The organism is Bartonella vinsonii subsp. berkhoffii ATCC 51672 (assembly GCF_902825225.1).
In the GTDB taxonomy this organism is placed as follows: domain Bacteria; phylum Pseudomonadota; class Alphaproteobacteria; order Rhizobiales; family Rhizobiaceae; genus Bartonella; species Bartonella berkhoffii.
Genome location: NZ_CADEAK010000217.1, coordinates 1 through 419 on the forward strand (window position 1 = coordinate 1; position 419 = coordinate 419).

1 protein-coding gene is annotated in these 419 nt (G+C 38.2%); it reads right to left on the bottom strand.

Going from position 1 to position 419, the window contains the following annotated elements; translation table 11 throughout:
- Positions 1-181: 181 nt before the first annotated feature.
- Positions 182-419, bottom strand: a 238-nt coding sequence (locus J7R10_RS08995) for a M3 family metallopeptidase (RefSeq protein WP_246787433.1), incomplete at its 5' end; no start/stop codon positions are given.

A 419-nucleotide genomic window follows, 5' to 3' on the forward strand; every position in this document is an offset into this window, starting at 1 on the left:
AGCTGATAATTTTTCTTGTCCCTGATGTCTTTACAAACACAGAGTCTTCAGTTGTTTCATAAATTAAAAACACATAAAAAGCGTTTGTACAAAAGTCATGATAAGGTGGAAATTGCATAAAACTCAACCGCAGAAAAAACTATAACAACGGTATGGCGCACAACATACGATTGACCCTTAATTACAGTCCACGCTGTTTCATCATTGCTTCTGGTGAAGGCAAACGCCCACGAAAAGCTTTATAAAGCTCTTCTGGATCGCTGCTGCCTCCAGCGGAATAAATAAAACATTTTAAACGATTAGCAAGCTCTGAACTAAAAACATCGCCTATTTCTTCAAAAGCCTGAAAAGCATCAGCATCAAGTACTTCTGACCACATATACGAATAGGAACCAGCAGCATAACCATCTCCTGAAAAT